The following is a 25,963-nucleotide window of genomic DNA, read 5'->3' on the forward strand; positions in this document are numbered from 1 at the left end:
CGCAATTTTTCAACTCATTCAAGAGTTACGGAGAGGTGGCAGAGTGGTAATGCAGCAGCCTGCTAAGCTGTCATCGTTTTTCGATGCCCGGGTTCGAATCCCGGTCTCTCCGCTAAAAGTTGTAGATAACCATTTTCGGGGTGTAGCGTAGCCCGGTTATCGCGCCTGCTTTGGGAGCAGGAGGTCGCAGGTTCGAATCCTGCCACCCCGACAATAAAATAGTTATTGGTCGCGTAGCTCAGCTGGATAGAGCATCTGCCTTCTAAGCAGACGGTCACAGGTTCGAATCCTGTCGCGATCACAATAAGCCTTACTAGTTATAGTAAGGCTTTTTTGTTTGTAACACCTTTATTTACAAGGGTTTTGCTTCTCCTTTGATTTTGTTTTTACTTGTTTTGATGAGTACACACATGAAGTGTAAAAAAAAATAATTTACATATATTTGGGTGTATTTTGCTGTATTTTTCCAAAAAAGTGGGCAAAATATGGGAAATTTTTATGTGCAAAAATTGATAAATGGAAGGAAGAATTTATTTAGATACACGAGAACACCAAAAAAGAAAAAATGGTTATCCTGTTATTTGTCATTTACAGGATAGAAAAAGACTTCGATTTTCTTTAAAGATGAATTTCATGAAAAAAGAATGGGATTTTGAGAAAGAGTTGCCTCTAAATGATAAAAGAAAACAATTAATTATAAAAAGGAAGAAAGGTCTTTTAGCTGATTTAATTACTAAATCTATCGAGGATAGAAATATTACATTAGCTCATGTAAAAGAAGTTTTAACTGGAAATAATAGTTCAAATGACAAAGATTTGACTTTTTATGATTTCGTAGATGAATTAGTTGCTAAACAAGAAAAAATACTAGATGATAATGGAGTGCAAAAAAAGGGTAATGCAGGTGTTTACAGGAATGCAGCTAAACAGCTTTACAAATTCAAACCTAAAATAACCCTTGATGAGATAGATTATACGCTGTTAGATGACTTTAAGCAGTATCAATTGGAGTTAGGTAATAAGAAAAATACGATACACAGCTATTTAAGGACTTTTAGAGCAGTCTATAATGAAGCAGTAAGAAGAAACATAATAATTGACAAAAAACCTTTTAAAGATATATTTAAAGGAATTAGTGTCAAGAAAAACAGAACAAAGAAGAGGCACTTAAGTAAAACATCTTTATATATTTTAGAAAACCTAGAGAACCTTGCTGATGGTCAAAAGTTAGCAATAGATTTTTTCTTACTACAATTTTACTTCGGTGGTCAGGATTTTAGAGACATTTATTATTTAAAAAAGAATCAGTTAAGCAATAACAGGGTTTATTTTACAAGAGGTAAGTTAGATGAGAACGGTTATGAGTTTGATTTAGCTATATCTGCAAAAGCGAAAAAAATTATTGATTATTACAAGACAACTGAAAAAGGCGAGTTTTTGTTTCCATTTAGAAAAGATTATAACGGTTATAAGACTTTTATCAGGAGAGTTCAAAAAAATTTGCAAATTGTACAAAGTAATTACAATGATCATATTGTTAGAATACTTGAACAAACTGGTGAATCTTTCCAAAAGTTAACTGTAGAACCCCATAATACTCAAATCTCAACAAAAGTGTCGAGGCATACTTTTGGAACTATTGGTTCCAGGTTATTCATCGAGCCGGATTTATTAAGGGCTTTAATGGGGCATGAGAGAGATGATGTAGATACTATTTACAAGGACGTTTTTCCTGAAACTATTAGAGATTTAAATCATTTCAAAATTATTAGTACTGAAGAAGTTTCAGAAAGTTCAAATGTAGTTTTCTTTTCGAAAAAAATAAGTAAAGTAAAAACTAGAACTGGTTTTACCTGGAATAAAGAATTTACGTATTATTTACCTTCTGATTCACAAGCGGACAATCAATTGGATGATTCTAACAAAGTATTGATTAAGTTAACATGTGTTTATTAATCTACTAATTATAAGAAGATTTGTTAATTTTAGTTACCGACCACAGTTTTTATTTGTGGTTACATTGTATTTTATTATTTCTTTGAAATACTTATAAGGGTAAACCCTGACTCTTTAAGGGTAAACCCTGACTTTAAATCAAGGGTGTTTTTTATTTTACTATTTTAAAATTTCATTTTAATATTGTTTAAAATTTGAGTAGTTAATGATAAGATAGTTTTATGTATTTTTCAACTTTTACATCTTTGAAAAAAGTTTATTGAAAATAGGATATGATTATTTTTATTTATAAAATTGCTTAAAAATTGTAATTCCCTACAATGTTAAACTTGTTGGCTGTAAAAAAGACAGTTAGTAACAGTTATCAAAGATTGAACAAGTCGGAGATTTCTGATGGCTTTACTTTTTTGATAATTACGATATAAAGTAAAGATGAAAAAATCAAGTAGAAGATTATTTTTTATTGCGGTTATAATTAATGGTGTTTTATCATTAAGTAGCTGTACAGATAATAACGAAGAATTAATCAGTGAGGTTGAATATAGTACAACACCAGGGAACAATGGAAAAATTGATACCGAGGAAGAGGAAGAGACTGGGGAAGAATAAAGTCCTTTGTTCTTTTAACATTTAGATACATTTAAGTCCCTCTAGTAGTTGACAGCTTTCACTGTTGAAAAATAGGTTAGTAAATGGTTTATTTCTGAGCCTTTAACATCTTTTTTAAAGTTACATTTACTATAAGTTTAATTAAAATAAAATTTATAGTCAAAATGAAAAATTTATTAAAGAAGTTTGGTTTAGTATTAGCAGTGTTATTTTTATCTCTAGGATTCAATAGTTGTACTGATGATTCAAAAGAATTAGAACAATTACATTCAACACAAATATTAAATGAAAACATTTCAACCATTGAGCCACATAAAGATTGTCCTGAAAACGATAGGAACTGTAATGGAGTTCCTGACGATGAAGAATAGTATTTATTTAACGGTTCTTGTTTATATTGGTACAACAGGTCCTTTGTGGCATGTATTCTATGGGATAAGTGACACAAAGGGCCTTTTTGGATATTCTTATATGTCCTCGTTTCTAAATTCATTAGGTACTAGGTTATGCATTTTTTCCGCTGGTCTTCTAATGATTTATTTTGCAAAAAGTCAACAGGAGGAATATCAAACTGTACTTAGGAAAATTGGTTACATGTTTTCTTTTGTTGGAGCATATTTTTTAATACTAATTTTCTTTCCTAAAAAAGTTTTGTTGGATTCGTTTGGTATAAGAGATTTTCATAGGATTTTTTATTATGCTTCGATGATTATTTTGTCAGTTTCGTCAGGGTTAATTTTTGCATCATTGCAAAAAGTATTTATGAAATCCGAGGAGAAATTGAAAAATTTAATTAGAAATCTTTTTGATTTCATTCTTATAGATTCAGTCGAAAAAGACTATGTAAAAGATTCAAAAATATCTGAATATAGAGAAGAAAGTCTAGAACTAGTTAAAAATGCTTTAGACAATGAGTAAGAAAGAGAACTACAAGAAAAAGCTAAAGAAATCTAGTCTTTTTTCAGATGAAGCGAAAGAGAGAGCAAACGATCTTTTAAACGACATAAAAGAAGTCCATGAGAAAACCGACCAAAAGGAATTGGTAGAGAAGAAACAATCAATGATTCAAAATGTTGATTTTTTAAAAACCCAATATAATATCAGTTTCTCTTTCTGATTGTTACAACAATTTATTTAAGCTGGTCTTGAATATTCTTCAATGATTTTAATGTGTTTTCATCTAGGAAAGCTTTAAAATCCTCATTCAATTTAAAAAGTTCAATATTGTCAAGTACAATATCAACTACTTTTTGTACTTCGATTTTATTATCACCTTTAACTATAAATTCGTTTTCGGTAATATTATTCATTTCTAAAAAGTATTCAATAGAATATTCTGGAAACGATTGGTTAATTTTTTCCGCTAAAGAGAAGCTTATTTTCTTAGTATCTCCTCGAAGTATTTTATAAACACCACTTTTACCAACACCGATTTTTTCAGCGAAAGCCTCAGGCGTATAATTAATAGAATTAATGAAATGTCGAAACTTATCTTTTGTCATAAAAGTGGAAAAAAGTGGAAAAATATTTTTTAGTGTCCAAAAATGTCCTATATTTGAAACATAGTTCGAAACAAATATAGAAAAATAGTGTTAAATAAGGTCAACATATTAAAGAATTACAAAACCAATTCGATAGACAAGAGTCTATTCTTAAACCATTTCCATAGCTCACTGACCTTAGGCTATGGTTTTGGTTTTTTTTAAACCCATTTATTATGGAAAATATTAAGGTCAAAAACAGTCAGTTTGTTGATATTCATTATTCTGAAATACTAAATGAATTCTTCATCAAATTTGAACACAATCAACAGGTTCCGGAATCCTATGAACCATTTTGGTCAACTCAGTTTGCCAAATTTATATCTTTTAAATCTGACTTGGATTTAAGGTTTTCATCGGGTCCTATTTCATTAAAGAAATTGAATTTTTTTCTAGAGAATTTTCTAGGCAAGTCGCCAAGTGTAAGTTCCATAGTTGTCAAGCATTATAATGTTTTTAATAGTTAGTTAATCAAGTGAATCATGAATGTAGGGAATTCAAGTTCACAGTCTGCCCATAGAGATATGGGCGGGCATTTTAATCAGTTTTTACAATGAGAAGAAAAAAAGATAAAGAAGTAGTTAATGGTAATATGGAGTTAAATCCAAGTTTTCTTAAGAAGAAAGCTTTGAAAGCTCTAGAGATTGCAAAAAGAATAGAAAAAAATCAATTAGATCAAGGTCGTAAATGGGTGAGATTAAATTCAAAAACTCAGGTCCTTGTTAACGTAATATCTTAAGCTATGTCAATTCTCCAAAATATTTCAAATGAACAGATTATAGAAGCTTTTAAAGATCAAGGTTTTGTTTTGGTTAAGAAAAAAGATTTGTTGGATATGATGGACTCTGTATCATCAAGATTAACTGATTCACGTATTAAATGGATAACTCGATCAGAGGCTAAAAAAAAGTATGGATTAACTAAATATTGGTTTAAAGATAGCGAGGAAGATCCAGAAACAAAACTAAAAATGGACCCTGGAAAAGGAAAGACTTCCACTAAAAAATATTCAATTAAAAGTATTGAAGAGGAATTAGATAGGAGAGCTGTATAAGAATAAAAAAAAGAGCCAAGGTAAGGTCGGCCCAGACTCTTTTTAAACCAATCCGATATAGACAAAAGTCTATAACGAAGAACTTCAAAATTATGAAAATTTTACAAGAAAACCAAGGTAAAATACTAACCGAAATAGGTTTGTATAATCACCAGGTAAAGAAATATCTTCAAAAGAATCAGTTAACACCAATAGATCAACAAACTATTAAATTATTTACTGATTCAGCACAAAGACAAAGACTAAACCCTAAGAAATATAACAAACTAGTTGAAGAATTTAATTCGAGACATGGGTTTATGATTAAAAAAATGGGGGAAGAATCTATAGCTACTCCTTATTATGATTATCTGAATATTCCTGTTTTAATGAAAGAGGATATTGCAAAGGCGATGACAAATTTCAGACAGTTTATGATAGATTATAATAAGGAAGCTGTAGATAAAAATGATGAGATAAAGAAATATAATTCAACTGTAAAAGTCTTCCTATCATTATCTGTAAAAGAGAAAAGTATTATCGATGATTTTCGAAGAACTAATTCTAGTTTACATATTTCAAGGTATAATGAATTAGTTGAAAAAGAAAATCTTAAGAATAATATACACCCTAAGTTAAAATATAGAACTCTCAAACAACAGTATTCTGATACTTTTCATAGCTTAATATTCTTTTATGCTTCGCAACTCCAGAAGCGTAATCAAAGATTAATTGGTTTGTCAAAACCAACTAGTGTAAAGAAAAATGAACTTCCTAAGGTAAGAATCAATTACAGGGATTTAGTAACGTTTAAAATAGATGGGGTGAGAAGATTGCAAATATCTAAGAGAACAGCGCAAAATCATGTCCAGGTATTTGTAGAAGCAGGTTTAATAAATAATTACTGTTTCTTCAGTAAGAATAGACCAGTTTTTGCTGACTTTAACTCTAAAGTTGTAATTCTTTCGGACTTAAATCCTCCTCAGTCCAAAGCCCCCGTAAAACCTAAAAAAAACACATCTAAAACGAAAGCAGTTCATATTCATAAGTATAATACTAGAACACCAAATGGTATATTAAAAGAAGAAAAAATAAAAGAGTGTGCAAATAGCACACAGGGTAAAAAATCCGGTTCGATTTCGGAATCGATGCCTGATTTCTACAAGAACACCAATTCGATAGAAAGAAATCAAACAAGGGCCGGCGAAAAAAAGGAAATTTTCAATGGACCATCGCTAAAAAGAAGTAAAAAAGTCCTGGAAATGGAGGAGAGATTTTTGAATAAAGTTTTGGATGAGAAAAAATTTTCGGAATTGCTTGTCAATAATGAATTCATTAATCATAAAGGACTGAGATACGACTATTTAGAGACAATTTTAATGTATACAAAAGTTACATCAGATGAATTTAAAAAGGTGGTAATTCAGGATTTTATAAAAATTGCATCGAAAATTTGGAAAAATCATGATGTTTTCGAGGGAGAATGGTTAAAAGCTATAAGAATAATCCAAAATAATTTCTTTAAGAACATCAATACTAAAAAGGAAATCATCAAGCATTTAAGACAGTATAGATGGAAAATTGAATTTGCTCGAAAATGGTTTAATAAAACCGAGGTAAAAGCTTTATATCCGTTTTCATACTTTGATCCAAATAGAACTTTTAAGGAAGAAATAGGGTTTTATGGACTTCACAGAATTTTTAAAAGCCACATTAGGTTAAAGAATAAGGAAGAAGCTGAAGGGAAACGATTACTACACGAGGCTAATAGTCGAAAAAGAAGAATTAAAGAAGAAAGAAGAAAGCTTCAGAATCAGAGGAAATTCAAGGCAGAATATGACAAATTAATCAAAGGAGAGCTAAACATAGAGCAATTATATATCTACGTTCAGGAAAATCTTCCTGATGAATTTCTTTCAAAATTACAACAACTTGTAAATATCAATTCTTAATGGGAACAAATAAATCAAGCAGATGTTCATGTGGCTCAAACAATAAGATTTTTTGTATTCACTGCAGCAGGATTAAGATGGTAATTCTATTAAAAAATAGGAACAATCACTTAAAGTTTATTACCCATGACGGAAGATTATTTAATCCTGTCTGGTATTCCATTTTGTCAAAGGATAAAAAACCGTTAGAAAGTTTGATAAATAAGATGATTTCTAGATACCAAGGGAGTAAATATGAGGGTAAGGCAAATAAGCTAATTTTTTACGATAACATTACTAAACAGCAAATTAGAGAAATAGAATTATGAAGCTTAAAGTACAATATTATACCATTCAACAAATATGTAATCTCTATGATGCAAAGAAAGATGAACTAGTATATCAAGGTCAAATGATTGAAGCAAACGATCGAAAATTTCACCAGGCATTATATGGTTTATTGGATGAAGTAATTGATAAGTTCAAACAATTACTCATAAAACAGAAAGATAAGAAGGATGCGAAACTTACTTTGAAGAAGTATCAAGCATTTTTTTTAAAGGAGTTTTTACTCAAGAATCATATGGAGTTTACCAATTTATTAGAGCAAACTCTATTAAGAAACTTAGCATTTAAGATTGATGAACAGTTGTAATTGTAAAGGAACTTCCAATTGGTCATTGGTTGTTGTTGAAGCCTTTGATATTTGGGAAATGACGATAGTAAAATGTACAAATTGTGGTAAAGAGTTAATTAAAGATGAGCAAAATGAAACTACATAATAGAATTACAAGTATTGATAGTATAACAATTTCCATAATTCTATATATGGTGGGTTATGTAATTAAAATGTCCGCTTTTTTTGATAGTGTTTTGGTAACGAGAATATCAAATTTTGAATCTAGAATAATAGGATCTGTCCTGATCTCTATTACAGTTTCTCAAATTATCATGTTGGTTAGTGTAGAAACTGAGAAGAAAAGGTTGGCCATGTTTTTGGCTTTTTTGGATTCAATCCTTTTAATGTTTGTTCTTGATGCTTTTGCTCTTGAATTATTTTCAATTGAGCAAATTAAAAGAGTTTTCATTGCCTTGTTTTTATCCTTCATTTATTATGAGTTAATCGAGGTTTTTAAGGGGAAAAAGAGCAGGGAAGAAGCTAAACAAAAGCAAGAAGAAGCGAAGTTAAAGGAAGCTAAAGCAATCGAAAAGCTAAAAGATAAATACCGATGCCCATATTGTGGCAAAAGAGAGCAATTAAATCAGCACCAATTAAATGGTCACCTCAATGGTTGCCAAGAATATAAGAAATACAAAAACAACATAAATAATGAGAAAGAACGAGTATCTCCACAAGTGTAAAAAAAGTGATTGTCGGTTTTACCAAGGTTTAACAAATTCAGGAAATGTTCTTTGTACTGTAGGCCCCCTATTTATAAATAATTCTTGTTTGAAATATGCAGTCAAGGTTGTTCCAGGTAGCTCAATAACAGAACAAATTATATAGTCTAATTCAAATTATAATAAACCTTTCTAATTAATAGTAACGCTTAAATATGGTTTTTGGATATGTCAGAGTAAGTACTTCTCATCAAAATTATGACATGCAAATAGATGCATTAGAGTCGTTTGGAGTAGAGAAGAAAAATATTTTCTTCGATAAAGCATCGGGAGCAAAAGAGGAAAGAAAAGGACTAAACGATTTAATGATGAAGTTAAGAGAGGGAGACTCAATAATAGTTTGGAAAATGTGTCGAATAGCCAGAAATACGAAACATATGCTTCATTTGATGGAATTTTTCGAAAGTAATAGAATTGATTTTAAAAGTATTCAAGAACCTTTTTTAGATACATCTTCACCTTACGGAAAATTCATTTTCACCCTATTTTCCGCTTTGTATCAAATGGAAAGAGAGATTAATGCTGAAAGAGTAACAGCTGGGGTCCGTTCTGCTATTAATAGAGGTGTTAAAGTAGGCAGGCCAAAAGGAATGACTGATGAACTAAAGAGAAAAGCAAGAGAGGCTATTATTATGCATCGAGATGAAAAAATGTCAATAAAAGGTATATGCAAAGAATTGTCAATTTCTCAAGGGTCTCTTTATAAAATGTTCGACTTCAAAAATTATGATTACAAGAAAAATCACAAAAACAAAGGCAACAAGAATGCTAAACGTAAAATAAGCTGAATATTAATTATAAAAAATAAAGGAATGAATATTAAAAACGTAATTGAAAATATCATTTATATGGTAGTGATGTTTTTAGGTTTAGGAGTCTATACAAGTAAGGTTTTAGAACCTATAATTATTACTTCGATTAACAAGGAAACAACAAAAATTGAAAATAATATTAAAACGGAGATTAAAAATAAGTTTAAGAAAATCAATGAGCTAAACACAGATTCTCCAGTAAAAATAGATCCCAAATCCGATTTAATAAAATTAAATTCAGGATGCAAAGAAGGTAATGTTTGCATTCCTGTAAAGAATTTGACTAGGAGACAAAAACGAAGATTAAATCTGTAATAAAATGAATACAACACAAAATTTAAAAGCTGGGGATATAATCACAATTAGTGGCTATTATTTCGATTGGACTGTAAAGTTTGGATATTCTCGAGTTTTGGATAAAAAAGGATTTTATGCAATAGCACAAGGAGGGCTTATTCATTCGGATTTGGAAGGAAGCACCATTTTAACAATTAACGGGAAAAAACTGTAGTTACTTCTTTGCGCTGAAACTAAACTTAAAAAGAAAAAAACATAGGACAAATAAAACTAAAGTACCCGAAAGATAACCTGCTTTGTAACCTATTCCATTAGGTGAAGATAAGATGATAAGATTTTCTGGGAGTTGAGCTAAATTTACTATTAAAATTATAAAAGCAATTAATCCGGAAATAATTTTTAGAATTTTCTTAATCATAGAGTAAATATAGTAAACAAAATGAATTAAAAGAGTAGTTATGAAAAAATCACCAAATCCTAAAGAAGTTGCCAAAACTATGATTGAGGAGAGAGTTGTTACTCGGGAAATGGCAAAAGAGTCTTCAATTAAATGGATTGAATCGGGAATTAAAAAAGGAGGTTATCCAAGTGAGGTAGTATCGTTTTGGAGGGAAGTAGTAATTGAATTAAAACATTAGTTATGAGGAAATTATCAAATACAATTCCTAAAGAAGAATTAGAATTAATTCGTGAAGCAGACCTAGCTTATGAGAATTTTAAAAGAAAAGAGGCGATAAAGCAACTTTTCATAAAATCAAGTTTTGATTTTGAGTTCTTCGATTATAACATATATCAAAGATGCTTTTTATGGTTTAAGACATTTATATGTCTTGTTTTAAAAAGGACGAATGCCTCATACTTAGATAAAAATACATTTTGCATTCTTTCTTACAATGAGTCTTCAGATATGTGTGGAATGAATTGGGAAGCTTGCTGGGTTAGTACGGATTTATTCTGTGGTTGGAATGTATGTGTAGGATCAGATGGAACTTAAAAACAGTAGTTAAAAAGGAGTTATAGATGGGATTTCTTTCACAAGGCAGAATATAAATTCGTCAATAGAATTATCTGTTTGACCTCCAACTTTATCAACTGTAATAATAAAATGATCTGAGTCATGTCCATTTATTCTCACAATAATTGGAGTAGTGTATTTATCATGAATCAATTTAAAAAGATCTAGATCTGCTCTTCTTATAAGGAATTTTTTCATGAGTTAAAATTAAAGAATTTAAGATAAACGAATTATAAAATTAGAGTAGAATTATGAATATAGAAATAAAAAAAGCGAACCGAAGTCCGCTAATTGGTTTTTATCAAATTGATAATGTTGCTTTTCTAATCTGGAACATCATCTACTATTCTAGGCATTCCTCCATCGTTTCCGCCATTATGAGGCGGTGCAACAGCTAATTGATTCGGGTCATTATTGTCACAAAATGTTCCTCCGTTTGGGTTGTGATAACAGATTTGGTCACCATAACAACTACCGTATGAACAACCGGATCCTCCGAAAATTAATTGTTGCGATTTTTTAGGAATCGGTGTTCCTAAATTTAAGATTGATTTTTTCATAGAATAAATGTTTTAAAATTTTAAATCAGTCTAAAAATACAAAAACAAAATAAATAAAAAGTGTAGAAATCGTGAGCAGAGAAAAAGCCATTAAAATCTTAAATAAAGTTAGAGAGCATTATATGAATACTCTTGTAATTGATGATACAGATAAGGAAGATTTAAAAGAAGTTGAAGAAGCTCTTCAATGGGCTAAAGCTAAAAAACAGTAGTTAATCAAAAATATCAACATCATCAGGACCTGATGTAGGGCCATTTCCCCCTCCTAGTTTATAGATGACAAAAGTTATTAGGAATAACATAACAATAACAAACCAAATACTTACTTCTGTTTCTTTTTGAGCCATGAAGTAAAACTAGTAAAAACAAAATAAATTAAAAGAGTAGTTAAAACAAATGCAAAAACTCGAATTATTTAGCGGAACAATGGGGTTTAGTAAGGGCTTTGAAGAAGCTGGATTTAAATTTGATAAAGTTTACTACAGTGAAATAGATAAACACGCAATTGCTAATTCAAAATACAACAGACCTAATGCAGAACACATCGGATCAGTTAAACATTTTCAGCAATGGAAAGGTAAACTCGGTAGAATTAACGTACTCACCTTCGGATCGCCTTGCCAAAATTTTTCGTTGGCTGGTAATAGAAAAGGGCTTAAAGGAAGGAGTAGTTCACTCATCCACTATGCCATTATGGCTATCGAGTGGTTTAGACCTGATATTTTTATTTGGGAAAACGTTAAAGGAGCTTACTCCAGCAACAAAGGCCAAGATTTTCAAGCAATCTTTGAAAGGCTTGCCAACATTGATGGTTACAGACTCGAAAAACAACTGCTTAATACAAGCTGGTTTCTACCCCAAAATAGAGAGCGAATATATCTTATTGGACATCTTACAGGAAGAAGTAAGCCAGGAGTATTTCCTTTCGGAGAAGATGACCAAATATTTATTAAGCCGGAAAGATCAAAAGAAAGACAATCACAAACCAAACATTGTACAACACTTAAATCAAGTGGAGCAATGAAAGCTGATGATACTTATGTTCAAATGCCTTCGAAATCAGGATGTATAAGCGGAGGAGGAAACTCAGGAGGATTACATAGTGACATGACTGTAATTCCTGTATTAACACCGAATAGAAGAGAAAAAAGACAAAATGGACGAAGATTTAAAGAAGATGGAGAACCAGCATTTACTCTGAACTGTCAAGATCAACATGGAATATTTATAACTTCTAATACTAAAAAGGGTTATGAAATTGCTACTACTAAAGATACTATAAATTTTAGCCAGCCTAATAGCCAGCCTAATAGCCAGACTCGTAGAGGACGAGTAGGAAAAGGTAAAGCTCAGACTTTAGACACTGCTTGTAATCAAGGGATTTTAGTTCAAAAAGAAGTAACTAGAGGGAATTCGCAAGGCGCACGAATTTACGAAACCTCTGGAACATCTTCTTGTCTAAACTCAGGAGGTGGTGGTTTAGGAGCAAAAACTGGCTTATATGATGTAGATAATAAAATCAGAAGATTGACAGAGATCGAGTGTGAAAGACTTCAAGGGTTTCCGGATGATTGGACAAAATTTGGAGTCTATGATGGTGTTTTGAAAGAAATCAGTAAAACTCAACGATACAAAATGCTTGGTAATGCAGTAAGTGTTCCAGTAGTAAAAGAAATCGCAGAAAGATTAAAACGAATTATAAAATTAGAGTAGTTAAGATGAAATTAGAACCAGTAACAAAGATAGATCAGATTAGTGAGAATGACACTTTAATCATAACTGGTCATACCTTAAAAAACGAACCAGTTAAAGCTGAAATTGTAAAAGTATCGAAAGACGGTATTGAAATCATTTTTGATAAAAAGATGAATAGATATTTTAATCTAGGAATGTTTCTCCAGGGGAAATCTTGGGTTAAGGAATTAGCAATAATAAAATAAGTGTAGTTAATCAGGATTTCTAAATTCTCCGAAATATTTATTCATGAAGTAAATTATTAAGATAAATACGATAATCCCCGAGGCTTGTTCAAACATAAATCAAAAATATAAAAACTAAAAGTATAGTAGTCTTATGAAAGATACAAATTTAAACGAAGATCAATTACAAGGTTTGGTAGAAGAGCAATACTACTATGACCAATTTGAATACGGAGGTTTAACAGATTAAAACTGTAGTTATCAGAATCTATTGCCTCCATTAGAATTTGGGAAAAACAATAATAAAACACACTTGAGATTGTAAATGAAGATTCTATAAGTTCTATTCTTTTTCATTCTCAAATATAATAAAAACAAGCTTGTAATATTTATTATCGAGTTTATTAACCAAAAATTAAAAACACATAAATGAATAATCTAGTAATAACAATAGTCACATTAGCAATTCTAGCATGTTTTCTGATGTATAAGCTATATCTGAATGAACAACAATACAGAAAGTATTATCAACAAGAGTTGGAAAAGGAGAAGTATATTAACAAAGAGATGTTGAATGAGCTAATTAATAAGCTTTGATTCATTTATAAAAAAAGAAACCCACTCAAAGATTGAGCGGGAAAATTGCTATGAAAAAGAAACTTAGGACGTCTCCTAAGATGATACGAAATTAGTCATTAAAATATCAATAGCATAATTAATTGAAGATAAATAACAAATCAACAACAGTTGTTTGTTTTATCAACAAATAGAATTATCAGTTAAAAGAGAATTAAAAATAAGAAGGTAGTAGGCAAGTATGTAGGTTCGATTCCTACAATGAATGGTTCTATGACGGTAGTCACTTGGAGGTTCGACTCCTCTTACCTTCACAAAAAAGTAAGGTCTATGTGTATCCAAAGAAACATAAATCAACAACTGTTGTTGATTTGTTGTTGTAAAGTATAAAAAATTAATAACAATCAAATGAAAGTAGAACAAACATCTTATGTAGCCACCAAGAAACAGTTGTTTAGACTATATCATAAACTTCCAGAGGATTTTTTAAGGGAGACTATTAATGATATAATATCTAAATGCAGGAATAAGAAATTGGAGGAGATTAAGAATGTTAGAAATATAACTCCTAATGAATTCAGAGAGTTTGTAAAAGAAGTAGGCCAAGTGTAAACTCAGTTAAAGTAGGTTAAAGTCGGCTAACTTCTTTTAAAATAGCTTAACCTAGCTTAAAGTCGGCTAAGGTAGTTTCCTCTTTGAAAACAGTTTGATATTTGCCTTGTATTTCAGTTTTAACAAATGAGCATACAGGCAATAAATCAATTATTATATAGACCGATAAGTCGTACTAAAAAATATGACAAGTACTTTCCAAAAGTATCTTGTCAATCTACATTTTTGAAAGAAGCGACTACTACTGGAGGATTGGAGTTAATGAAACAATGGTCTAAAAAATATGCTCATCAAACCGAAAAGATTGCCAAGAAATTACAAGGCAAAACACTTCCTGAAACCATAAACAACATATACAATTGGCTTTATAATCATCTACAGTATGATGCCGATGGTTACGAACAGAAATTAAAATCTCCAGCTTGTAGTTATTTCATGCGATTTGAAGGAATTGATTGTAAATCGTATTCACTTTTTGCTTCATCAATACTATCAAATTTAGGGATCGCTCATAAGTTTCGAAAAGTCGTGCAACCTTCCGATCCAAACAGATGGAGTCACGTATATGTTGTTGTTCCATATAAAAATCAAGAATTGATTATCGACGCCACCAAGTCAATTAATACAGAAGTAAATAAAGTTAAAGAGTTTGACATGAGTGTTATAGATGTAAAGTTACCTTATTATGGTATGAATGCCTCAATGGGTAGTCCACGAAAAGATATAAGTAAAGCAGTTCAAAATTTTGTTGCTTTTTTAGGTGATTTAAATAAAAGAGGTGTCTCAAAGTTAACGACAAATTCAATTAAGCAAGATGTTCGTTCTTTTATTGATAAAGGAATTGAACCTAAGGTTACCATCACGAATAAATATTTTCAAGTTAACGGAAAAAGACATTATTATACTGTTTCATCCGCTTCGGGATTAGGGTTTGTTTCCTTTGATGGTATTTCTTCTTTAGTAGATAATATTGGTATTGGTAAAATCTTTGATCGTGGTTTTGGTCAGGTTTTCGATAACGGCTTTGATTTTAGTTGTTGGGGAGCATCATTTCCTCCTTCTTTAGCGGAACCACAAACCAACCAAAAAGTAAAAGACATATTTACTAAATACGATCTTCTGAATGTTGTTAAATCGAGAAATTTAAATGCTACTAAAAATGTGGTAAATGAAGTAATTGCTCAATTAACATTTGGTCGAAATGATCGTAAGGCTAATATTGATAACACCCAAGATTGCACTAAAAAAGGTGAAGAATTATCTTATAAAATCTTCAATCAAGCCTTAGAGGATTTATACACTGCTTTAAATGGCGATTTTAATGTTCAATATAAAACTCATAGCAGAGCGATTAGTTTTGAATTTAGAGGCGGGAGCTGGACCAGAACTTATTCTGTAAAAGATATTGCAACAATTCAGTTTAAAAATGCAGCACCAGGAAGCGGAGGCGGAACTTCAAATCCTTCACCTGGTCCTGTTGATCATTCAAATACCATACCACCAAAGAAAAATAATAAAGGAGTATTAGCGGTTCTTGGAACTGCTTTAACCGGAGGCTATTTATTATTTGCTTAATACATAAATAATTAGAATTAGAAATATGAAATTAAAATTCAATAAGAATAGTATGCAGGATACTGCTACTGTTGGAGTGGGAACAATTGCGGGAACGTATGGCTCACGAGCTTTAATGGCTATCGCTCCGAGTGAGTTTAACGAGCCATTAATCAGAGGAGTTTTAGGAATTGGAGGTTTTGCTGTTGGTGGAGCTTTACAAGGCAAAGGACTAGGAGTAAACCTTGTGAAAGGTTTTTTAATGGGTGTTGGATTAGACAATACGCTTGGTGCAGTAAATGAGCTTGTAGCTCCATCTTTACCAGCGGATTCAGGTACTCAAAGTCAAAAGATTATGAGAGCAATGTTTGGTATGAATTCTCCAGGGGAAATAAAATATACACCGACCTTAATGATTCCAGATGCTTCTTCATGGGGTGAAAATGCTCAATTATCAGAGCAGAAATTCAACTTTAAGGTTGCTTAATTAAGTAAAGTATCAACGAAAAAAATAAAATATAGAAAAATGAGAGACTTAAGCTCAAAACGTGTATTAGTAGAAATTTTAGAAGAGAATGGTAAAAGATTAACCAGTCAAATGGTTGAATCTGCAACCCAAGGAAATATACGTTTTTTAGATAGTGATCACTATTTAAGAAAGGCAGTAGTTGGTGGTTCAAACCAACAGTTAATTGATTCAGAAACAAGAATGATAGATGGTGTTTCTACATTTAAAGGAACCCAATTTCAACATGATAGAGTGGAGATTATCGACAAAATCAAAATTGGTTATGATTCTAATGCTAATGAGAATCATGAAGGATTTGCAACCTATCAAAAAGCGCTTCCTGGTATTTTTAGAAACGCTAGATTAAAGATATCTCAAGGAAGTAAATTATTAGGGGATTTTCCATTATACCGATTAGGGAATAAATATACTGGGAATTCCATTGAAGATGATTTTAGAGTTTTAACTCAACCAATTGTAATTGTTGGTGGTGTGGACTTTGAATTGGAGTTAATTTTTCCAAAAGGATATAAGAGTAATGTTACGGATTACGAATATTTAGAGATAGCAACTTCGGGTATTAGTGTATTTAGAAAGGATTCTGTGTAATTCCTTTAAAGGTTGATTTTTAACACAAAAGCTCATAAGCTTCCTTATGAGCTTTTTTAACACATTTTTTATGATAAAGTTAAAACATACGGTTGTCAATTTGACGATTCCTTCAGGAGATAGCGTTGATGATGCTACTCTTAAATTAGAAGAGGGTAATGTTGTTGCTTGCGCCTTATTTAAGAATAATGATCCGAGTTCAAATGTGAACGTTAAGATAGAAGCTAGTAACTCAGATGAGTTACATCCTTTTGTCTCTTACCAAGAATATCAGCCAACAAATGGTAATCATTTTGACAGTAGAAAAAGACTTTATTTTTCTGGAGGAAGAGAAATTAGAATTTTCGCTAAATCTAATACTCCTTTAACAGATGAGTTTACTTTTCAAATGATTTTTTATATCGATCAATCTAAATAACAATGGAATTGCAAGGAAGTTTAATTGAAAGAGTTATCAAAAACGATGAATCAATTTCGTTAGAAGGTTTGAGAGATGTGTACTTCAAAAACCTTGAATCAACACCTGTTGATATTGGTTTATTAAAGTTGCTTGGTTATGAAGATACTTCCTTTGCCTCAAATGTTACTCTTGATCAAAAGAATTTGCAAATCAGTTTTGATACTACAAAGGGAAACAAGAAAAAACTATACCTAAGAGCTATTAAAGTTACTGGATGCATTTGTAGAGAAGAATAAAACCACCACCTTAATTATGAATATACAAGATATAGAAAGCATAAAATACTTTTTAAAGAGTAACCCTAAACATTCCATTGATGTTATAGATTATGAACTAAACAAAGCTTTAGAGAAAAAACTAAAGTATGCTGATTTACTTTCAAAATACGGTTCTTTAGAAGAATTAATATCACTGTATAGATCAAAAGGTGTATCAAGATTATTCATTCAAAAGTTTAAACCTAACGGAACTTCAAATCTACGTGTTGACAAACCTAGGCAAGTTGCTTTAGAGAATACTAAAAATTTGGTGGTTAATGAAACAGCAACAAATGGTGCTATAGTAGAACCTACTTTAGCACCAGCTGTTTCTACTTATCCAACATCTGTTGTTAATCAACAACAAATGTTGGGCATGAATGGTTCATTTGGAATGAATGCATCTGAATTAATTTCATTACACACCAAGGCAAGAATATTGCAAGAGCTTGAGAAGCAAAATGAAGAGTTAAAAGAAACATCTAAAAAGTTAATTCGTAAGAATGAAGAGCTGGTCGATGAAAATAGAAAACTTCAGACTGAATTGATGTTTTCTAAGGAGCGAAACGAATTAGAGATTTTAAAATTAAAGCTTGAAGATAAACCAGCTATAGAACCAGAGACATTAAAGGCTCTTTTAGATGTAGGAAAAAACATTGTTCCAGCGATAATACAAAAGCAATCAGCTAGTGCATCGGTTACTCCTGGTATGAACGCTTCATATGTAAACTTATCAGAAATTAAGCAAGGATTAATCTCAATGGTAAGTTCTAAAGAGTTTACGGATCAACAGACCAATGATTTGGTATTGTTGGCAATTGGACAACAACATAATACTGAATTCGCAAAAGAATTAAGCGATTTAGTTGTAAAGTATAATTTAAAAGAATTGATATAATGCCGTTTCAAATAGAAATTGATGGTAAAAACATCGCAGATAAACATAACAGGAAAAAAGCAATAGAAACTATTCTTTCAAAAACAGATACGGAAGGATTACAAATGTTTGCTAACTTTTTAGAGAATCCAAAGGCATTGGGTGCATTTAAAGAAAACTACAGTTTCTTAAAATCTTTTGTTTCCTAATTATGGGTAATGCAAAACAAGGTTTAAAGGGCGTACCCGTAGCATTAGTTGCTAATGAAATAGCAAATTCTGATGAAGGGAAAAAAACTATTGGTCAATCAATTAATGCAGCTAAAATGATACTCGTTTTTCTAGGTTCTTTGGCGGCTGTTCGTTATGGAGTGTCAAAGTTTAAGGACCTTAGAGCAGATCGTTTTGCTCGTGAAAATGTTGGGAATCCAAATTTAACTGCTGCCGCTGTTATTTATGAGTCCTTTACAAGAGTAGGTTTTCCAGATTCTAGTGTATTAAGTTATTTGATTCCATCGATTAATATTTCTACCGATGAATCTGCTTTATTTAGTATTGCTAGTCAAGTCACTAGTGTAAAAGATGTATCGGAAGCATATTCCATTCTCTTTAGAAGAAATCTTTTTACTGATATCAGAAAAGGGCTTGATACAGATGAGCTGAAAACATTTTGGAATATTATTAACTCTCCTTCCGATAATCAAAATCAGCAGTTATTGTATCCATTAGGAACGGATTTGTATTCGGCTTCAAAAAGTATGATCACTGTAAATAAAGCTGTACAAGATGCCAATGGTAATTGGCAAGGAACAGGAGAATTGTATGGCACTTTTGAATTTAGAGAAGATGTAGGTGAAGTTATTGCTCATGGTGTTTGGGCTTCTAATGATGGTAGAAAAGAAAACTACTATATCATAGAAAGAGGATGGTTTATGAAAGATCAAGGTGTTGTCTTACAGCATCAAGTAACAAATAAAAAAATTTAAAAGATGGCTATTAGAGTTGCAAGAATAATTGATGATTTAGGAACACCAATTCCAGATGTTCATCTAGTTAATACCACAACAAGGCAAGGAGCATTTACCAATTTCGATGGAGAATTTAAGATAGAAGCCTCAGATAATGATATTATTGAGATTTCTCATATTGGGCAATCAGGTAAAAAACTCAAAGGGAGTGAATTAACAGGAACTATCACCTTGTTATCATCGGATGAATTTCTAGACGAAATTGTAATCACTTCAAAAAAGAAAAAGAATGGATTATTTGCCCTAGGAATTATTGGTTTGATTGCAGGGGGAATTTATTTAGCGAGTAGAAATAATAACGTTGAGAAGGTAACCTTGTAATGGCTGATTTTAATCTATACAAACAAACTGCTTTAAAGTTTGAAGGAGGATATCAAAAGCTTTCTTCTGATCCTGGTAATTATAATTCCAGAGGTGATCTTGTAGGTACTAATATGGGAATAGCTGCTACGACCTACGAAAAATGGTTGAATAGACCTCCTACGGTAGAGGATATGAAATCAATCACCGTAAGTATTGCTTCAGAGATTTATAAATCATGGTATTGGGATACTGTAAGAGCTTCAGAAATTAATTCGCAAGCTGTAGCCGAGAACATTGTGGATCATGCTATTAATGCTGGACCAAGAACTATTGCAAAAATAGTACAAGGGATATTGAATAAATATTACAAGAAAAACCTTGTGGTTGATGGAGCCATTGGAGCAAACACAATAAAAGCTATAAACGCTGTTGCTCCAACTAAGCTATTTCAAAAAATAAGTCAGTACAGATTGGAATATTACAATTCTTTGAATAATAGTGATTGGATTTCTATCTGGCATAAAAGAGTAAAATCTTTAGCCGATAAGTTTGGGATCCTCATTGAAAAAAAAAAGTACTTGGAGCATTTGTAGTTATTTCTATAGCCTCGTTAATTTTTATAAAAACAAGACCAAAAAAAAATGAAACAATACCTAATTGAACATTTAGATCATGTTTTTGCATATCTATTTGGTGCTGGTGGTCTTTTATCTGTTTGGATAGAAAGGAAAAAGAAAAAGACAGATGCATTATCAGGAATGCAAGCAGCCTATGATAAGTATGTAGAGGATTCCGATCAAAAGTTTGAAGCAATGAAATCCGAGGTTCTTACTTTAAAAGAGAAGTTAGAAGAAGTAGAAGCTTATTGGAAGCAAAAATATAGTTCTCTTAAAAAAGAGTTTGATACCTACAAAAGAACACATCCATAATAACCGGTAATTATATAAGTAATGGAAGAAAAGAAAAACGAAAAACCAGAAGCATCAAATAAATATGGTGGTCTTTTTTTATTTGGAACTATTGTAGCTGTGAAAACAGTTTTTAAAAGAAAAAAGTTAATTGAATTTATTGATACAGTTAAGTTCAACTTAAGAATTAAGCAAGTAGCTAAAGGGAGAGCTATTTTAAACATTATGCCATTAACTTCCCTTAATGTTCCCTATCCGATCAAATCAATTGATATTATTTACAATAAGGAAAGTTTAGCCGCAACAAATTCTAGTTGTGATTTGAATAACCGAATTGTTGCTAATTCGAATATCGATATTCTCTTTAACGTACTTTCTCCTGATGTTACAGAAAGTATTCTCGAAAATTCAGAGTTAGCTATTACTTATAGCTTGTACGGATTCAGTTTTAAAAGGTTATACAAACCTGTTAATATCTTAAAAAACAACAATTCAACAACAGTTGTTGATACTGTATCAACATGTGGTTGTTCTAAGAAATAAATATGGGTAGGCAGATAAGTATTGAGTTAATTAATGGTGTTACAGTAGTTACATATGTGAAAGATGGTAAAACATCTGTTCAGTCCACGGCTAAGTCAAGGGATATTATCGCAATTAACGGAGGTATTCAGATAATGCCGGATAAGGATGAAACTAGCTTTAACAATGAGAAAATATTAATCAGTGAACTAACGGATAATTTTGGTACTTCAAATGGTGCAGAACTCGTTAAAAAGTTTGCTGAGTTGGGTTTTTTTAAACAAGGAGGTGGTGGGGTGAGTGAAATAGATGAAGGTTGTTTTCATCTAAAGGATAACACTTTAAAAATGTGTAATCTTAGTACTAGTTTTAATAATACTCCATTAGGAATGCCAAATGGGTTTTTACCGAATCGAGTAATTGCTTTTGTAGAATTACCTGAGTATCCTATTTGTAATATTCGTTGTGTTGTACATGTTGGGTTTACGAAATTATTCCAAAATAATACTAGTACCATTGTATCTCCATTTAAAGCGATCATTAATAGTACAATCATCAATAAAGATGAATGGTTAGCCTTAACTCATAAAACAGATACTTACAATTTTGAAACTGTCAGTTATAGTGATGTGAGTTCAGATTTAGAAAATAGTCCTTTAAATTTTCTGGAAAAACTAAAGAACAATGATTTGCTAGATACTCCAGAAACATTAGTAACTGATATTGGTGTCGTTTATCCTAATTCAGAGCCTTTGGAAGTTAAGACTGGTTTTCTTCCAGATGGTAGAAAAGGAATATTCTTATATCTCCCAAAAACAGTTTTTGTAGGAATCTCAAATTCCATGTTTGTAAACTTATCAGAACTAGAAATTACGTTTGACAACATGGAAGGTTTTGATAAAAAATTGTATAAAAATTTTCCGCAGATAATTTTGAGTGATGAAGTTTCCTTAGGACAATTTGAAAATAGAGAAATAACACATTTTTCAACAGTTGTTGTTGGTCCACCTATCGGTTTTTAAAAGTTAACTGGTTCAGAAAAAAAAGCTACAATGAAAATTAATTTAGATTTTAAGATTTTAAAATATCTACTAAGCAAAACAAAAGTAGATTTAAACTACAAGAAAGAAACAAGAGAAGTTGAAAACACTTCTGGGAATAATGCAGTTTTACCATATCCTACAGCAACTACCGCTGGTCTTTTACAAAGAAATGATCGAAGAAATTTTAATCCGACATTACGAGATGCAGGAGGTACAGGAACGTATTCCTTTACCAATGCTGGATCTTTTTACGAGAGAGTCGGTAATCTAGTATATTTTCACATTATCCTTACCAATATTAATCAAACAGGAACACCGAGTAATACCCTATACATTGGAGGTTTACCTTTCTCAGTTACAAGTACTTTATCATACCCTTTTTCAATCGGTGGATTTACAAGATCGAATGTTAATTTTCACAATTTAATAGCACGTTCAAGAGGCGGTAATGCACCTGGTTTTGATAAAAAAGATATTGTATTTGAATATTCTGATTCCTTATCTGATTCTATAGGTCAAGGCTCTAACAACTTTATGAAATCAGTATCATTTACCAATGGGATTATAAATGTTTCAGGCTGGTATCCGATAACTTTTGGAAGTAGTGATTATGTAAACTAAAATCAGAATGAAGAAAATATTAATAGGAAGTGCCATTGCACTGACAACCTTTACCGTTAATAAAGCCAAGAAAACAAAACAGATCATTAATAGTCTTAAAGTTAAAATTACCAAGTTGAGAGTTGGAAGTCTTGCTTTGAGCATGATTAAGTTATCCTTGGATTTAACAATCACTAATGAGAGTAGTCATGATTTAGGATTAACCACCTTTAAGCTTTTGAAAATAAAAGAGATTAGATTCTTCAATAGAAAGAACAATCAGTTTTTGGCAACTGCTTTTGTTGACGTGCATGATTTGAAAATTAATGCGAATGATTCCTTAACACTATATAATATTCCTGTTGAACTCGAAACAAAAAATGTTTTTGAGAATTTATCCATTTTCAAAGGTGACCTGCAAGAAAACATAAAGATTGTTTTGATTCTAGATACAATGGGGAAACAATACGAACTTAATACCGAAAACTTTATATCCTAATGGTAGCAGATTTTATCAATCAATACAACGCACTCGATAAAACAACTGTTGAGAGAGCAAAATTAGTTGCTATAAATTCTAAAGCAGAATTACTTTCTTCTGTTTCTCCAACAATCCAAGAACTATTTACTAAAACCAAAACGATTCTTGAAAATTCTGATGCTGAGAAGTTTGAAATCAACATATCAAGTAAATTGTTGAAAGAAAAGATTTCACTTGATGATTCAGAAATCAAAGGGCTTGGTATTCCGTTGATTGATTTGCCTGAAGATATCGGTTTAAATGGAAAAGTGTCTCAGTCTGATATTTACCAAATGATTACGGATCAAATGATTCAGATGATTGAAGAGGCTTCAGGTAAAAACTGGGTACAAAGTTGGAAGGCAAATCCTTTTATTACACCACTCAATTTTATTTCTAAGAAGCCATACAGAGGAATTAATCACAATCTACTAACCATATTTGGGTTTCGTACTTTTAAGAATCCGTACTTTTTAACTTTCAAACAAATTGAAAAACTAAAAGGACGATTAAAGAAAGGAAGTAAGGGATATCCAGTGATTTATTATACCAGATTATTCATCTATGAATCTGTTGAGGAAGGATTAAAATTTGCTACTTATGATGTCAGGAAATTTATTATTTTCTTAAAAGCCAATAAAAGTAAAATTCGACTGTTACGTGAATCAAAGTTTAGTATTGAAGAATTGGTAGGGCAATCATACATTCCAATTATGAAATACTATAAAATCTTCAATGGCGAAGATGTAGAAAATATTGATTTTAAACTGGAAGAGCTAAGAAAAAGTATGGTGCGAAATGATGGTGAAAAGTTACAAGTTGCTGAGGCTATTATTAAAAACTTTCCGGCACCAATTCCTGAACTAAAACATGGTGGTGATAGAGCATTTTATACTCCTGGGAAAGATTACGTGCAAATGCCAAAAATTGAAAGGTTTGATACAGAATTAGATTATTACAGAACCCTTTTTCATGAGTACATTCATGCTACGGGCCATGAAGAAAGATTGGATAGAAAATTATCAATGGATCAGGAACAATATGCTAAAGAAGAATTAGTTGCTGAATTCGGAGCTGTGTTTTTAAGTGCTGAAGCTGGAATTATTTGGAGAACAAATAAAAATCATGCTGAGTATTTAAAAGGATGGAGAAATGCTTTAAAAGACATAAAGAAAGATAATAAGTTAATTTTAAGAGCTTCTTCATTAGCCCAAAAAGCAACGGATTATATCTTGCAACGAGACAAAGAAGGAACTCCGTTGTACTTAAAGAAAATGAAAAAAGAACTCTCTAAAAAAGAGTTTGATTTTTCATTTAAAAAGTTAATCTCTGAGAAAACAATTTTCTCACATGTAAACAAAGGCTATAATCTAGAAAAGATTAGTGATGCTCTATTATCAAAAGCCTATGCGTATAGTTTACTAGCAAAACATATTCTTAGCAATAGTAGAAATTATCCTCATTATAAAAAATCATCATTATTAACAGAAGCAGGAAAAACTTCTTTAATTAAAAAGATGAAAACAGAAATTGAAAAACGACACTTAAAAATTGCGGTAAACTTTTCCATTCCGAAACAACAAAGGAAACCAAGACAATTGGAATTAGGATTAAAAGGAGCGGGTGATGTTCTTTTGGATCTAGAAACCAACAACCAACCAACAATAGCAACAACTGTTGTTGCTCCTGTTGTTATAAAGGAAGAAGAAACTAAGGTACAAAACAACAATTTAGAAACTACTGATGAAAATATTTCATCTACTCCGGTTATAGACATAACAAAGAATGAAGAATTAAGTGAATACGAAAAGAAGATGCAAAAGCTTGGTTATGTAAAAGCTACTTCGGCTCCAAAACAAGCATCTGGAATTTATAGATTACCAGGAGAAATTGGAAAATTCTTACAGAATATCCAACCGTATAAAGAACTGATCATTATCAAAGGAAATAAACACTCCAGTAAAAGTCAATTAGCTATGCAAATAGCAAATGGTTTTGGAGAACTGAACAAGAAAGTTGTTTATATCGATTATGAACAAGGAGGAATGGAATGTAAGGACACTATCGATTCTTTAAACCGAAATACAACTCCCCAGGGAAAAAGAAATATTTTAGTTAAAGGTTATGTTGAAAAACCACTGCAAGAGCTAAAGGCGATTAGTCAAATTAACGATGTTATTGTTGCCGATTCCGTTACCGATTTAAAGATTACAGCAGATCAATTAAATGAGTTAAGGAATCAATTTCCAGAAGTGATTTGGGTTTTCATTTCTCAGGTAAAAGAGAATGGTAGAATGTACGGAGGAAATAAAATGGCGCATAATCCAACTAAAATCATTTATTGCCATAGCAATAAAAACTACGAAAAACGTTTTGCCGAACTAGAAAAAAATAGAGGTAATAGTTTGGAGGTTACCTACAACATCTTTGAAAAGAAAACAACTTTACCTGAAGAAGAAAGTGGGGATGATATAATTATCGATTTGTAAACTTTGTCTTTGTTTTGTTCATTA

At 31.3% G+C, this 25,963-nt stretch carries 39 protein-coding genes and 3 tRNA genes; 39 read left to right on the forward strand and 3 right to left on the reverse strand.

Going from position 1 to position 25,963, the window contains the following annotated elements; genetic code table 11:
* Window positions 1-29 precede the first annotated feature (29 nt).
* The 8 genes from BTO06_RS03885 (at window position 30) to BTO06_RS03915 (ending at window position 3,682) form a co-directional block, all read left to right on the forward strand.
* A tRNA-Ser gene (locus BTO06_RS03885) sits at window positions 30-112 on the forward strand.
* 24 nt (window positions 113-136) lie between these two features.
* Window positions 137-211 (forward strand) — tRNA-Pro (locus tag BTO06_RS03890).
* A gap of 16 nt (window positions 212-227) precedes the next feature.
* Window positions 228-301: transfer RNA gene (locus tag BTO06_RS03895), tRNA-Arg, on the forward strand.
* A 215-nt stretch (window positions 302-516) separates the two neighbouring features.
* Window positions 517-1,956 (forward strand): tyrosine-type recombinase/integrase, encoded by a 1,440-nt coding sequence (locus BTO06_RS03900; protein WP_100924049.1) that lies wholly within the window; start codon window positions 517-519, stop codon window positions 1,954-1,956.
* Window positions 1,957-2,388: 432 nt separating this feature from the next.
* The gene (locus BTO06_RS18385; RefSeq protein WP_157811721.1) at window positions 2,389-2,565 is read left to right on the forward strand and encodes a hypothetical protein; all 177 of its coding nucleotides are present in this window, start codon (window positions 2,389-2,391) and stop codon (window positions 2,563-2,565) included.
* A 164-nt stretch (window positions 2,566-2,729) separates the two neighbouring features.
* Complete coding sequence (locus BTO06_RS03905; protein WP_100924050.1) at window positions 2,730-2,936, forward strand: hypothetical protein; 207 nt, start codon at window positions 2,730-2,732, stop codon at window positions 2,934-2,936.
* Window positions 2,937-3,096: 160 nt separating this feature from the next.
* On the forward strand, window positions 3,097-3,483 hold the full coding sequence (locus BTO06_RS03910; protein ID WP_100924051.1) for a hypothetical protein: 387 nt from the start codon (window positions 3,097-3,099) through the stop codon (window positions 3,481-3,483).
* Window positions 3,476-3,682 (forward strand): hypothetical protein, encoded by a 207-nt coding sequence (locus BTO06_RS03915; RefSeq protein WP_100924052.1) that lies wholly within the window; start codon window positions 3,476-3,478, stop codon window positions 3,680-3,682. Before BTO06_RS03910 ends, BTO06_RS03915 begins: the two co-directional genes overlap by 8 nt.
* A gap of 13 nt (window positions 3,683-3,695) precedes the next feature.
* Here the strand turns inward: BTO06_RS03915 and BTO06_RS03920 are convergent, their stop codons facing one another.
* On the reverse strand, window positions 3,696-4,067 hold the full coding sequence (locus BTO06_RS03920; RefSeq protein ID WP_100924053.1) for a helix-turn-helix domain-containing protein: 372 nt from the start codon (window positions 4,065-4,067) through the stop codon (window positions 3,696-3,698).
* A 592-nt stretch (window positions 4,068-4,659) separates the two neighbouring features.
* Here BTO06_RS03920 and BTO06_RS03930 point away from each other — a divergent pair.
* The 11 genes from BTO06_RS03930 (at window position 4,660) to BTO06_RS03985 (ending at window position 10,574) form a co-directional block, all read left to right on the forward strand.
* Window positions 4,660-4,845, forward strand: a complete 186-nt coding sequence (locus BTO06_RS03930) for a hypothetical protein (RefSeq protein WP_100924055.1) — start codon at window positions 4,660-4,662, stop codon at window positions 4,843-4,845.
* Window positions 4,846-4,848: 3 nt separating this feature from the next.
* The gene (locus BTO06_RS03935; protein ID WP_100924056.1) at window positions 4,849-5,160 is read left to right on the forward strand and encodes a hypothetical protein; all 312 of its coding nucleotides are present in this window, start codon (window positions 4,849-4,851) and stop codon (window positions 5,158-5,160) included.
* 92 nt (window positions 5,161-5,252) lie between these two features.
* The gene (locus BTO06_RS03940; RefSeq protein ID WP_100924057.1) at window positions 5,253-7,091 is read left to right on the forward strand and encodes a hypothetical protein; all 1,839 of its coding nucleotides are present in this window, start codon (window positions 5,253-5,255) and stop codon (window positions 7,089-7,091) included.
* A 304-nt stretch (window positions 7,092-7,395) separates the two neighbouring features.
* On the forward strand, window positions 7,396-7,725 hold the full coding sequence (locus tag BTO06_RS03950; RefSeq protein WP_100924059.1) for a hypothetical protein: 330 nt from the start codon (window positions 7,396-7,398) through the stop codon (window positions 7,723-7,725).
* On the forward strand, window positions 7,712-7,852 hold the full coding sequence (locus BTO06_RS18390; RefSeq protein WP_157811722.1) for a hypothetical protein: 141 nt from the start codon (window positions 7,712-7,714) through the stop codon (window positions 7,850-7,852). The genes BTO06_RS03950 and BTO06_RS18390 overlap by 14 nt, the downstream gene beginning before the upstream one ends.
* The gene (locus BTO06_RS03955) at window positions 7,839-8,432 is read left to right on the forward strand and encodes a hypothetical protein (RefSeq protein WP_100924060.1); all 594 of its coding nucleotides are present in this window, start codon (window positions 7,839-7,841) and stop codon (window positions 8,430-8,432) included. Before BTO06_RS18390 ends, BTO06_RS03955 begins: the two co-directional genes overlap by 14 nt.
* Window positions 8,433-8,626: 194 nt before the next feature.
* Window positions 8,627-9,259, forward strand: coding sequence for a recombinase family protein (locus BTO06_RS03960; protein ID WP_100924061.1), 633 nt, complete (start codon window positions 8,627-8,629; stop codon window positions 9,257-9,259).
* A 24-nt stretch (window positions 9,260-9,283) separates the two neighbouring features.
* Window positions 9,284-9,598 carry a hypothetical protein gene (locus BTO06_RS03965; RefSeq protein ID WP_157811723.1) on the forward strand — a complete coding sequence of 105 codons (315 nt, stop codon included), beginning with the start codon at window positions 9,284-9,286 and terminating at the stop codon, window positions 9,596-9,598.
* A gap of 4 nt (window positions 9,599-9,602) precedes the next feature.
* Window positions 9,603-9,794, forward strand: coding sequence for a hypothetical protein (locus BTO06_RS03970; RefSeq protein WP_100924063.1), 192 nt, complete (start codon window positions 9,603-9,605; stop codon window positions 9,792-9,794).
* Between the two features lie 244 nt (window positions 9,795-10,038).
* Window positions 10,039-10,218 carry a hypothetical protein gene (locus BTO06_RS03980; protein ID WP_100924065.1) on the forward strand — a complete coding sequence of 60 codons (180 nt, stop codon included), beginning with the start codon at window positions 10,039-10,041 and terminating at the stop codon, window positions 10,216-10,218.
* Between the two features lie 2 nt (window positions 10,219-10,220).
* Entirely contained in the window at window positions 10,221-10,574 is a 354-nt protein-coding gene (locus BTO06_RS03985) for a hypothetical protein (protein WP_100924066.1), read from the forward strand.
* 9 nt (window positions 10,575-10,583) lie between these two features.
* Here the strand turns inward: BTO06_RS03985 and BTO06_RS03990 are convergent, their stop codons facing one another.
* Both BTO06_RS03990 and BTO06_RS03995 read right to left on the reverse strand, forming a co-directional pair.
* Window positions 10,584-10,793, reverse strand: coding sequence for a hypothetical protein (locus BTO06_RS03990; RefSeq protein WP_100924067.1), 210 nt, complete (start codon window positions 10,791-10,793; stop codon window positions 10,584-10,586).
* Between the two features lie 125 nt (window positions 10,794-10,918).
* The gene (locus BTO06_RS03995; protein WP_100924068.1) at window positions 10,919-11,155 is read right to left on the reverse strand and encodes a hypothetical protein; all 237 of its coding nucleotides are present in this window, start codon (window positions 11,153-11,155) and stop codon (window positions 10,919-10,921) included.
* 71 nt (window positions 11,156-11,226) lie between these two features.
* Here BTO06_RS03995 and BTO06_RS18395 point away from each other — a divergent pair, with 71 nt between their 5' ends.
* From BTO06_RS18395 to BTO06_RS04090, 20 genes are all read left to right on the forward strand, one after another.
* Window positions 11,227-11,367 carry a hypothetical protein gene (locus tag BTO06_RS18395; RefSeq protein ID WP_157811724.1) on the forward strand — a complete coding sequence of 47 codons (141 nt, stop codon included), beginning with the start codon at window positions 11,227-11,229 and terminating at the stop codon, window positions 11,365-11,367.
* A 184-nt stretch (window positions 11,368-11,551) separates the two neighbouring features.
* Window positions 11,552-12,868 carry a DNA cytosine methyltransferase gene (locus BTO06_RS04000; RefSeq protein ID WP_100924069.1) on the forward strand — a complete coding sequence of 439 codons (1,317 nt, stop codon included), beginning with the start codon at window positions 11,552-11,554 and terminating at the stop codon, window positions 12,866-12,868.
* 5 nt (window positions 12,869-12,873) lie between these two features.
* Entirely contained in the window at window positions 12,874-13,095 is a 222-nt protein-coding gene (locus BTO06_RS04005; protein ID WP_100924070.1) for a hypothetical protein, read from the forward strand.
* Window positions 13,096-14,058: 963 nt separating this feature from the next.
* Window positions 14,059-14,262: a hypothetical protein gene (locus BTO06_RS04010; RefSeq protein WP_100924071.1), complete on the forward strand. Its 204-nt coding sequence runs from the start codon at window positions 14,059-14,061 to the stop codon at window positions 14,260-14,262.
* Between the two features lie 126 nt (window positions 14,263-14,388).
* Complete coding sequence (locus BTO06_RS04015) at window positions 14,389-15,837, forward strand: transglutaminase-like domain-containing protein (RefSeq protein ID WP_100924072.1); 1,449 nt, start codon at window positions 14,389-14,391, stop codon at window positions 15,835-15,837.
* Window positions 15,838-15,862: 25 nt separating this feature from the next.
* On the forward strand, window positions 15,863-16,303 hold the full coding sequence (locus BTO06_RS04020) for a hypothetical protein (RefSeq protein WP_100924073.1): 441 nt from the start codon (window positions 15,863-15,865) through the stop codon (window positions 16,301-16,303).
* A 39-nt stretch (window positions 16,304-16,342) separates the two neighbouring features.
* Complete coding sequence (locus tag BTO06_RS04025) at window positions 16,343-16,933, forward strand: hypothetical protein (protein ID WP_100923404.1); 591 nt, start codon at window positions 16,343-16,345, stop codon at window positions 16,931-16,933.
* 70 nt (window positions 16,934-17,003) lie between these two features.
* Window positions 17,004-17,351: a hypothetical protein gene (locus BTO06_RS04030; RefSeq protein ID WP_100923405.1), complete on the forward strand. Its 348-nt coding sequence runs from the start codon at window positions 17,004-17,006 to the stop codon at window positions 17,349-17,351.
* Window positions 17,352-17,353: 2 nt separating this feature from the next.
* Entirely contained in the window at window positions 17,354-17,629 is a 276-nt protein-coding gene (locus BTO06_RS04035) for a hypothetical protein (RefSeq protein WP_100924074.1), read from the forward strand.
* 16 nt (window positions 17,630-17,645) lie between these two features.
* Window positions 17,646-18,548, forward strand: a complete 903-nt coding sequence (locus BTO06_RS04040) for a hypothetical protein (RefSeq protein WP_100924075.1) — start codon at window positions 17,646-17,648, stop codon at window positions 18,546-18,548.
* Window positions 18,548-18,736: a hypothetical protein gene (locus BTO06_RS04045; RefSeq protein ID WP_100923408.1), complete on the forward strand. Its 189-nt coding sequence runs from the start codon at window positions 18,548-18,550 to the stop codon at window positions 18,734-18,736. Before BTO06_RS04040 ends, BTO06_RS04045 begins: the two co-directional genes overlap by 1 nt.
* A gap of 2 nt (window positions 18,737-18,738) precedes the next feature.
* Window positions 18,739-19,512, forward strand: a complete 774-nt coding sequence (locus tag BTO06_RS04050; RefSeq protein ID WP_100923409.1) for a hypothetical protein — start codon at window positions 18,739-18,741, stop codon at window positions 19,510-19,512.
* Window positions 19,513-19,515: 3 nt separating this feature from the next.
* Window positions 19,516-19,875 (forward strand): hypothetical protein, encoded by a 360-nt coding sequence (locus BTO06_RS04055; protein ID WP_100924076.1) that lies wholly within the window; start codon window positions 19,516-19,518, stop codon window positions 19,873-19,875.
* Window positions 19,875-20,450, forward strand: a complete 576-nt coding sequence (locus BTO06_RS04060; RefSeq protein ID WP_100924077.1) for a glycoside hydrolase family 108 protein — start codon at window positions 19,875-19,877, stop codon at window positions 20,448-20,450. Before BTO06_RS04055 ends, BTO06_RS04060 begins: the two co-directional genes overlap by 1 nt.
* A 48-nt stretch (window positions 20,451-20,498) precedes the next feature.
* Window positions 20,499-20,786: a hypothetical protein gene (locus tag BTO06_RS04065; RefSeq protein WP_100924078.1), complete on the forward strand. Its 288-nt coding sequence runs from the start codon at window positions 20,499-20,501 to the stop codon at window positions 20,784-20,786.
* A gap of 21 nt (window positions 20,787-20,807) precedes the next feature.
* Window positions 20,808-21,308 carry a hypothetical protein gene (locus tag BTO06_RS04070; RefSeq protein ID WP_100924079.1) on the forward strand — a complete coding sequence of 167 codons (501 nt, stop codon included), beginning with the start codon at window positions 20,808-20,810 and terminating at the stop codon, window positions 21,306-21,308.
* 2 nt (window positions 21,309-21,310) lie between these two features.
* Window positions 21,311-22,309, forward strand: a complete 999-nt coding sequence (locus tag BTO06_RS04075; protein ID WP_100923414.1) for a hypothetical protein — start codon at window positions 21,311-21,313, stop codon at window positions 22,307-22,309.
* A 30-nt stretch (window positions 22,310-22,339) separates the two neighbouring features.
* Window positions 22,340-22,951, forward strand: coding sequence for a hypothetical protein (locus tag BTO06_RS04080; RefSeq protein ID WP_100924080.1), 612 nt, complete (start codon window positions 22,340-22,342; stop codon window positions 22,949-22,951).
* A gap of 7 nt (window positions 22,952-22,958) precedes the next feature.
* Complete coding sequence (locus tag BTO06_RS04085) at window positions 22,959-23,429, forward strand: hypothetical protein (RefSeq protein ID WP_100924081.1); 471 nt, start codon at window positions 22,959-22,961, stop codon at window positions 23,427-23,429.
* Window positions 23,429-25,939 (forward strand): ArdC family protein, encoded by a 2,511-nt coding sequence (locus BTO06_RS04090; RefSeq protein ID WP_100924082.1) that lies wholly within the window; start codon window positions 23,429-23,431, stop codon window positions 25,937-25,939. Before BTO06_RS04085 ends, BTO06_RS04090 begins: the two co-directional genes overlap by 1 nt.
* Window positions 25,940-25,963: the final 24 nt, after the last annotated feature.

Origin of the sequence: Tenacibaculum sp. SZ-18 (assembly GCF_002813915.1) — a bacterium.
GTDB lineage: Bacteria > Bacteroidota > Bacteroidia > Flavobacteriales > Flavobacteriaceae > Polaribacter.